This is a genomic window from Pseudoalteromonas sp. SR41-1 (genome assembly GCF_014164015.1).
GTDB lineage: Bacteria > Pseudomonadota > Gammaproteobacteria > Enterobacterales > Alteromonadaceae > Pseudoalteromonas > Pseudoalteromonas distincta.
The window spans coordinates 1-7797 of the sequence record NZ_JACJEK010000037.1; the positions used below are offsets into that span (position 1 = coordinate 1).

9 protein-coding genes and 2 pseudogenes are annotated in these 7797 nt (G+C 35.6%); 10 read left to right on the plus strand and 1 reads right to left on the minus strand.

All coding sequences use genetic code 11. The annotated features are described in order from the left end of the window. Positions 1-95: 95 nt before the first annotated feature. Positions 96-335: a transposase gene (locus H5118_RS20120; protein ID WP_182693244.1), complete on the minus strand. Its 240-nt coding sequence runs from the start codon at positions 333-335 to the stop codon at positions 96-98. Between the two features lie 178 nt (positions 336-513). Between H5118_RS20120 and H5118_RS20125 the strand changes: the two genes are divergently transcribed. From H5118_RS20125 to H5118_RS20160, 10 genes and pseudogenes are all read left to right on the plus strand, one after another. Continuing rightward, complete coding sequence (locus tag H5118_RS20125; RefSeq protein WP_182749925.1) at positions 514-1272, plus strand: PoNe immunity protein domain-containing protein; 759 nt, start codon at positions 514-516, stop codon at positions 1270-1272. A 379-nt stretch (positions 1273-1651) separates the two neighbouring features. Next, positions 1652-1855, plus strand: coding sequence for a hypothetical protein (locus tag H5118_RS20130; RefSeq protein ID WP_182749927.1), 204 nt, complete (start codon positions 1652-1654; stop codon positions 1853-1855). 20 nt (positions 1856-1875) lie between these two features. Further along, on the plus strand, positions 1876-2802 hold the full coding sequence (locus H5118_RS20135) for a hypothetical protein (RefSeq protein WP_182749929.1): 927 nt from the start codon (positions 1876-1878) through the stop codon (positions 2800-2802). Positions 2803-2872: 70 nt separating this feature from the next. Continuing rightward, positions 2873-3265, plus strand: coding sequence for a hypothetical protein (locus H5118_RS20140; RefSeq protein WP_182749931.1), 393 nt, complete (start codon positions 2873-2875; stop codon positions 3263-3265). Between the two features lie 350 nt (positions 3266-3615). Beyond that, positions 3616-4806: an ADP-ribosylglycohydrolase family protein gene (locus H5118_RS20145; protein ID WP_182749933.1), complete on the plus strand. Its 1191-nt coding sequence runs from the start codon at positions 3616-3618 to the stop codon at positions 4804-4806. Between the two features lie 896 nt (positions 4807-5702). Continuing rightward, a complete protein-coding gene (locus tag H5118_RS20150; RefSeq protein WP_182749934.1) occupies positions 5703-6566 on the plus strand; it encodes an immunity 49 family protein in 864 nt (287 codons plus the stop codon). 44 nt (positions 6567-6610) lie between these two features. Next, a pseudogene (locus H5118_RS20745) lies at positions 6611-6808 on the plus strand (transposase); the annotation flags it as partial. A gap of 25 nt (positions 6809-6833) precedes the next feature. Further along, positions 6834-7004: pseudogene (locus tag H5118_RS20945) on the plus strand (hypothetical protein); the annotation flags it as partial. Positions 7005-7009: 5 nt separating this feature from the next. Continuing rightward, complete coding sequence (locus H5118_RS20155) at positions 7010-7171, plus strand: hypothetical protein (RefSeq protein ID WP_182749936.1); 162 nt, start codon at positions 7010-7012, stop codon at positions 7169-7171. A 9-nt stretch (positions 7172-7180) separates the two neighbouring features. Continuing rightward, positions 7181-7771 (plus strand): immunity protein YezG family protein, encoded by a 591-nt coding sequence (locus H5118_RS20160; protein ID WP_182749938.1) that lies wholly within the window; start codon positions 7181-7183, stop codon positions 7769-7771. Positions 7772-7797: the final 26 nt, after the last annotated feature.

Genomic DNA, 7797 nt, shown 5'->3' on the forward strand with positions numbered 1-7797 from the left:
CTTAATTATGATTTTGCTGTTATGCCTTATCAAAACCCTGAGGAAGATGATTTAGGGTTTTATAAATGGATATTTATAGAAATTTCAAAACTAAGTTAAAAATATTTTAGTTTTTCATATTCTATGTATAAAAATTCAAATAATAAAGACACCCATCTTAATTTTGCAGTTTTAGTTTCAAATTCATGGTTTTTAGCAAGCGCGATCCATCGTTGCAAGGTTGAATAACCGATGCCTAATTCAAGCGCAATATCTTCTAGGCGAACATCATCACATTGAGATAATGCTTTTTCAACAGCTTGAACTTTAAATTCTTGTGTAAATCGACGTCTCATTTTATCTGCCTCTATTAAAAGTTAGAGGCGACAACTATCCTGACACAGGGGGAGAAAGATAAAGTAGGAGTCCAAAAACTACTAATTCGCAATAAAAAAGATGGAAGCCTGTCAGTAAAAGAATTAGATAAAATGCAAAAATAATAGTTAAAGCACCTGAGCTATAAGAGAACAAATCATGTTACGAGATACCTTAAAAGATAAAGCATATTATGACGAACGTATAGCGTTTAAAAAAGAATGTATTGAAGAAGATGTTGAGGAAGTCAAATTTGATGATACTGATTCAATTGAAGTCAAAATGAAAGGTACATTTAGGCTAGTCAGTGACTCTCTGTACTTATTACATCAAAAGTATTCACGTGGTGATGATTTATCATTTTTAAAACCAGATCTTCTAAAAATACTAGAATACCGCCAATGGCAAAAGAACTATGCTGATGCCTTGCCTGATATAGAGCAGGCTGAGCGTATAGGTTGGGAGGAAATACGTGAAGACTATTTAGAAGACTTCTTAAAATGGCTGAGTTTTGCTTACTGCCTAGATATGGGAAAAGAGTATTACCTGAATATGTTGTCTTTAATTGGTAATCAAGGTCTTGATTCATTATTTGATAGTATTGCAGTTGAAATGGGGGATGTTGGACGCGAAGTATCCAAAGAATTACTTTTTAAAAAGCGGTTTAGCAAGCTTTATAAAGTTATTGAAAGTGAGCCAGAGCAACGTCCTAACTTAGTAAAGGCCTATTTAGAGGCTTGGGATAAGCTAGAAGGAAGCCCAGATTACCATTTAATGGATACTGATGCATATATAGGTTACTGGTGTTGGGAAGCTGCTTTAGTCGTTAAGCTATATAATATTGACGATAGCAGTTTTATCGATCATGAATACTACCCAAAAGATTTAGTACATTGGCAAGATAACTCAAATACTTAGAGAAGTGACGATGCGAGATACTCGAAAGAATAAAGCTTATTTTGAAGAATTAGTTATTGATTTTGAAGAGGCATTAACTGAGACTCAAGAAGCCCTAGACGCTGTATGATTTTAGTAAGTTGCTAGCTAAAAATATAAGTGAGCAATTACTGTAGTGGTACAGTGATTTTGGCCACCAATAGGCAAAGACTTTGGTAATTATAATGAAGCCGATGCGATAACATACTTTGTATTTGATGATCAAAGTAAAGGTACTGAGCACAGATACCTTACTGATGTTGAAAAAGACTATGCTAAATCGCTTGATCAAAAAGGCGAGTACGCCACAGTAAATGAGTGGCTAGATCATATGGAGAGTGAGACGGCAAAGTCGCTTAGTATGGAGACAATTGAAAGGGTGCTAGGCGTATATGAGGCGAGGATCCCAGAAGAGGAAGCAGCTTTAGTGGCCAAGGCGATTCGAATAGATGCCGAAAACTACTTAGATAGCGCAGGGGTTGATAAAAGTGCCACGATGTCTAATTTAGTTGGTGGCGGTGATGTAGATAAAGATAAAAACATAGATAAACATGAAGAGTTCTAACAATAAAGGTTGCTTTTTTTATGCGAAATAATTACGAGATAGTTAATATAATAGACATTACTTACTCGAATTTAGGCGAGCATAGGCTTATTACATATTACAATGAATCAAATGCATTAGGTGCTGTCGGTGGGGTCGCTTTAACATTGGAAGGGGTAACTCAAACTTGCCTAGGAATAAACTTCCAACTCAATGCTATGTGGTCATCGGAAAACGGTCATTTATGGGTTGTAGATGATCAAGGTGACGTATTTACTAACGCCAGCATTAATTTTAAGCAGCCGCCATTCGAGCGATTAAAATTTAATTCAGGTAGTTTTGATATTAAGTGGAATGTTACCGAAGTTTTTAAAGGCCAGTTAAATGCTATTTGGGGAACAACAGACGAAGATGTTTGGGTTACTTCCTTTGCAGGCCCAGCATTTCATTGGGACGGTCAGTCTTGGGCTAAGTACACACTTCCAAAAGCGCCAAATGCAATAGATGGCTCAGCTTCTGATGACGTATACGTTGTTGGTTATGATGGAAACATACATCATTTCAATGGGAATGAATGGACTAAGATAAACTTACCCTCAGGCATTCCCCAACAAGATGCGTTTACCGATGTAAAAGTACTTTCACGAGACAAGGTTTTTATTACTGGTCGAAGTGGCTGTTTATTAGTAGGTAATGCAAATGATGGCTTCACAGATATTGGGTCTGCTAAATATTCATGGTATGGGGTTGGGGCAATAGACGAGCGCATTTTTCTTGCCGGTGGTGAGCAAGGTATATTCGAATTAATTGATGGGCAATTTGTTTGTCTGAAAGATAAAGGGCGGCCTGTAGGTGTATTTGAAACCCCTAACGCCATTAATTTTATACCTGCAGAGCAACAACCAAACCCATGGTTTGTAAGGTATGAACCTGGAGCTAGCAGAGAATGGACGAAAGTAAATACTTAAATAGTTAGCAAAACCTGATTCATATAAAAGTCAAATTTCAAAGTATATTTAATTGAGTTGTTTAGGATTTATGAAAATAAAAAGAGTGTTTAACACAGAAGGTGGCTCACCTAGTACAACCCTGTCATGGGTCTATGAAGGAGAGCTAATTGAAATAAATCTTAGCTTTGATGCTAGTGCTGTTTTTTCTAAAAAGCTAAAGCTAGTTTTTGTTGAAGCATATGCCGATATGGAAGTTCAGCTTTTTAAGTTAAATGGTGAGTATGTTGAAAAATACAAAATTGCTACTTTAGAGCATTATAGCTTCCGCGGTTTAAATCAAAACATGGATTCAAAAACAGGTGTTTCACTATTATTTCACCCAGATACTAATGAAGTTGGTAATGAATGGGGAGATACAGAACAATATGAATTTATAAAAGAGGATAATACTTTAGGTAAGTATCTTGATATTTATAGATAATAAATTAAGTTGGTGTTTATTAGCCTGACTATTGGTTATAACCGCTACAGTTACTACAGCAACAGCGTTTAATAAACTAAGGTTAAGGTGAGATTTTTTAGTGGGTGGTATTAATCATTACCAATACGTATTGCCCTCGGTTTACTTGTTATGTTCGATGGATTGTTGAATAAAGATTGTGATACAAAAATAATAATAGAACTTACATTAAATGATGTATGTAAAGTTCATAAAGCAATTTAGACAAGCCAAATGAGGAAGACGTATTGTTTAAGCCGGAAACTAAATTTAGACTTACTAATCGTAAAAAGTAAATGGAACAAACTTCATAGAGCTAGAAGAGGTTTAAAATGAGTGAAAAAAAATATTATGATGATTCAGGTGAGTTAATTACCTCTTCCGCAATAATTCGAATGTTAGAAATGGAAAATAAAATTCCTAATGATCTCCGATTTCCTTTCATGACAAATAAAATGAGTGGCTCTATCGAGCCTCATAAAACACAATGGATGTCATCATATAATGTTTATCGTATCGCTGTCCCAAGACCTACTGATTGGCAATGTAAAGAATATTATCAGCGTATAGGAGTTGATTGTGATGATGACATTAACCGTTTTAGAGGTGCTTTACTTGGATGCGCGCTTGGCGATGCTTTAGGCACAACGCTTGAGTTTAAAGCTCCAGGAACATTTGAGCCGATTGATGATATTGTTGGAGGTGGGCCGTTTAACTTGAAAGCCGGGGAGTGGACCGATGACACTAGCATGATGTATTGCTTAGCTCATAGTCTTATCCGTACTAAAGTCTGTGATCCCAATGATCAAATGGAATTATATTATAAATGGTGGAAAGATGGTGTTTTCAGTGTAAATGGTAAATGTTTTGATATTGGTAATACTGTCGTTAATGCTCTGAAAAATTATGAGAAAACTGGCGATCCTATAGCTGGTAGCACTGAACCAGATTCTGCTGGGAATGGATCGTTAATGCGCTTGGCACCAATACCAATTCGTTATTATAATAATTTTGAATATGCAATTAAATACGCAGCTTTAAGTTCTATAACAACTCATGGCGCAGAAGAAGCTGTGGACGCATGCCGTTATTTTAGTGGATTGATTTGGGGAGCTTTACATGGTGTTTCTAAACAAAGCTTGCTAGATGGGATTTATACAGCTATTGACGGTTACTGGGATAAATACCCATTATGTCAATCGATCATTGTTCTAATAGTAGAAGCTAAATATAAATCTAAGAGTGCTTCGCAAATACGCGCTAGTGGTTATGTGATGCATACTCTAGAGGCTGTTTTATGGGCATTTTATCATTCTGATACATTTGAGTCTGGTGCTATTTTAGCCGTTAATTTAGGTGAAGATGCTGACACAATAGGCGCTATATACGGGCAACTTGCAGGTGCCTATTATGGAGAACGTGTAATTAATTATCATTGGGTGAAAAAAGTGAAAGAATTCCATGTTTTTTATTTAAAAGCTCAAGAGTTTAAAGGGTTGATTGTTTCGGAAATAAATCAATAGAAACACTTTAAAGTTAATAAATATCAATAGTAAGAATCATCCAAACCACAAGGCTTGGTGGTGTAATTTGTATTAGTTCAGACAAGATATAACACATTAACTTGGAAAAGTGAGAGTTAACCGTTTTGATAAAGTGTATTAGTTCAGACAAGATCTGACACATCAACTTGCAAAAGTGAGAGTTACCCGTTTTGATAAAAGGTGTCGAATCTTTAAATCAAAACATATAAGAGGTAACTCTCATGCTACATACTAACAATCCAATCATTAAAAACAAAGAATTAACTAGACACCAACATTAATATTCACGCTGTGTGAACTAAGTACAACGCCTTTATAATTGTAAAACGGGCAGCTTTTATGGCAATCTCACGAAATCCTCAAGTAAGTTTGTTTGATACAAATTAATACTACTGTATTTCGCGTTACGTGCGCCGTGCATTTTTTATGTGGAAGAGACTACTTTACAGGCAAGCCTTACAAGCATCGCAGAGGGCGGCTGAAAAGAAACTCCTTTAGCTAGCTAAGGTATTTTGTATTGACGTCTGTGCTTATACTGCAATGGTGCAGTTTTTTCATGTGAATTATCTAAATGCAAGCGTAATAATCACCCATTTAATGGATTAAATGATGGTAACTTAGCCATAAATATAAAATGTTAGCTTAAAAAGTAAATTCAGTATCACAGTTTGGTTTGGTCAATTAGAGTGGGTATTTGGTTAATTTCATTACATTTCACAGAGCGCAAAAATATTCAAGAGTAAATGCTAAGTTAAGTCCGCCTAAAGCTCCTGTAAATAAGTATATTGGTGTGTAGTGGTACAGTGTTAAGCAAAAAGCCAATGACAGTGGAATGAAGAAAAGTATTTTAGTTACAAAGTTTAAAGGGTACAAAAATGATAAAAAGTCACTATAGCTATGGCCAAATTTCTTATGATGATATGGTTGAGGAATATATTGAAGATGACGAGGATAGCCTGTTTCTTATAAAAGCAGGCGGTGGTATGTCTTTTCATGAAGAATTTGAGAGAAACCTCATTAGGGCTTTTCCTTTAGAGGCGGTAGAGAATCCAAATAGCAAAAACGCATGGCTTTATTTAACACGCGGACAGCAAATGGCGTTAGCAGCCTTTCAGAGTAACGCAAGTGTGGGTAAACCATTTACAGTCGCTTACGATAATGATTTTATAGAGGTTATAGGTGAGGCTGATGATTTCTCAACTAAGGTTGAAGTGTGGTTGCCTGCTTTATATAGCGCTATTATATTGCGTAATAAACAAGCTATTGATTTTTTAATAACGATTGATAATAGCGTTTTTGCAGAGGCTAGTTTAGGTGAGCAAAACCGGCCATTTGACTATGCATTTGTAGATTTACTCAAAGCGGTATTTTCGTCAGGTGCAAATTTAGCCTCAGCAATCGAAAAAGCATTAGTTGCCAGTAACCCAGATGATTACGAAGACTTTGCTTATTTATACGCTAGCCGTTTAGATTGGCCCCTAGTAGATATTATTATGGCTATTTTTAGTGATGAGGGTGAGCATGCTTATAATAAGGAAATGAAAAAAGCGCTATTACTCCATAAAGAATATTTTAATACAGGAAAAGACAGTAGACGTGCTGATCGTCGGGGCGCCATTTCAATCCCTCTAACAGCAATGGCTGTACTGGCTAAAGATGTAAAAGGGTACGATTTAACCATAGAAAATGGCTATATCCCGCAGTGGATTATTGATGGTAAACCTACTGAATACAAATAAAACAGCACTTGCAGCCTGAATGGGGTATGTAGATTTAAACCCTATTTGAGCGTAAATCGTACCTTTAACTTGTAGAGTTAACAGGGCAAATAATGCGAGAAGATAAACGCGGCTATATTGATAATATAAACCTTTCTTTGCTAGAAAGACTTAATATATCCCCAGAAAACTGGTTAAAACTCATAACCCAATTTACACGTATATTTCATACTGCAGTAGGCAGACCCACTTCACAATGTTCTGGTCAACTAAAAAGACCAAAATCGTTATGGCGAATGGCGACAAAAGGAAAAAGAGTGGGGCAAAGAGCTAGATAGAGGTAAAAGCGTTGAGGTAGAAATATTGGTACAATACGATGGTGATAATACAACACCTAAAGTAATATTTGGCGAGTACATAGTTGCTGGAAAACCTGCACCATTTAGATTTAAAAACTAGGATAAATGATGTTTAAAACGTTAGATGAAATATATAGCCACATTGGTCAGGCGATGTTTAATGCTTTGCCTGAAAGGTGGGGTACAGCTTGGTTTGATATTTTTTTAATTCATCCTGATGGTGTAACACAATCCAACCAGCAATACAGCCTTAATGATGATATATAATATTTCAATGTGAATAAAATCAACGGTATCAATAAGTATGCAGAGTGTGATGATGCTTTTGAGGCACTCTATAAAATAATGCAAAAGAATAAAAACGATGTGCCTTGGAATAAAGCGCGTTTTGAAATGACATCCGAAGGCGACTTCTCAATTGACTTTAAATATGATGAAGATTTCGCGTGGTACAAATCACTCGATATCGATAGTCAAGAATATGATGAGCTTGATATAGACGTTATAAATCAAATAAAATCATGGGAAGGATTGCCTGAAAGTTACCCTAGGTATTGGGCAAAAACCCTATTAATACTTCCAAATATTGATACGTTAACGAGAGGAGATGTTTCTGCGTTTACTTTAAAACATAATAACTCAGCATTGTTGAAAGAGTACTGGCAAGATAAGTACTCCGATAATGCAATGCGCTTATGGGAAGAGGTCAAGCAAGCCTATAAAAATAAACTGGAAAGCAAGTACAGTATAGAAGAATTAATATTTGTTCTTAATTATGATTTTGCTGTTATGCCTTATCAAAACCCTGAGGAAGATGATTTAGGGTTTTATAAATGGATATTTATAGAAATTTCAAAACTAAGTTAAAAATATTTTAGTTTTTCATATTCTAT

Bases quoted from the DNA above. Each gene is read 5' to 3' on its own strand.
- H5118_RS20125 (WP_182749925.1), top strand. From the start codon at position 514: ATGTTACGAGATACCTTAAAAGATAAAGCATATTATGACGAACGTATA.
- H5118_RS20140 (WP_182749931.1), top strand. From the start codon at position 2,873: ATGAAAATAAAAAGAGTGTTTAACACAGAAGGTGGCTCACCTAGTACA.
- H5118_RS20155 (WP_182749936.1), top strand. From the start codon at position 7,010: ATGATGTTTAAAACGTTAGATGAAATATATAGCCACATTGGTCAGGCG.
- H5118_RS20145 (WP_182749933.1), top strand. From the start codon at position 3,616: ATGAGTGAAAAAAAATATTATGATGATTCAGGTGAGTTAATTACCTCT.
- H5118_RS20130 (WP_182749927.1), top strand. From the start codon at position 1,652: ATGGAGACAATTGAAAGGGTGCTAGGCGTATATGAGGCGAGGATCCCA.
- H5118_RS20150 (WP_182749934.1), top strand. From the start codon at position 5,703: ATGATAAAAAGTCACTATAGCTATGGCCAAATTTCTTATGATGATATG.
- H5118_RS20135 (WP_182749929.1), top strand. From the start codon at position 1,876: ATGCGAAATAATTACGAGATAGTTAATATAATAGACATTACTTACTCG.
- H5118_RS20120 (WP_182693244.1), bottom strand. From the start codon at position 335: ATGAGACGTCGATTTACACAAGAATTTAAAGTTCAAGCTGTTGAAAAA.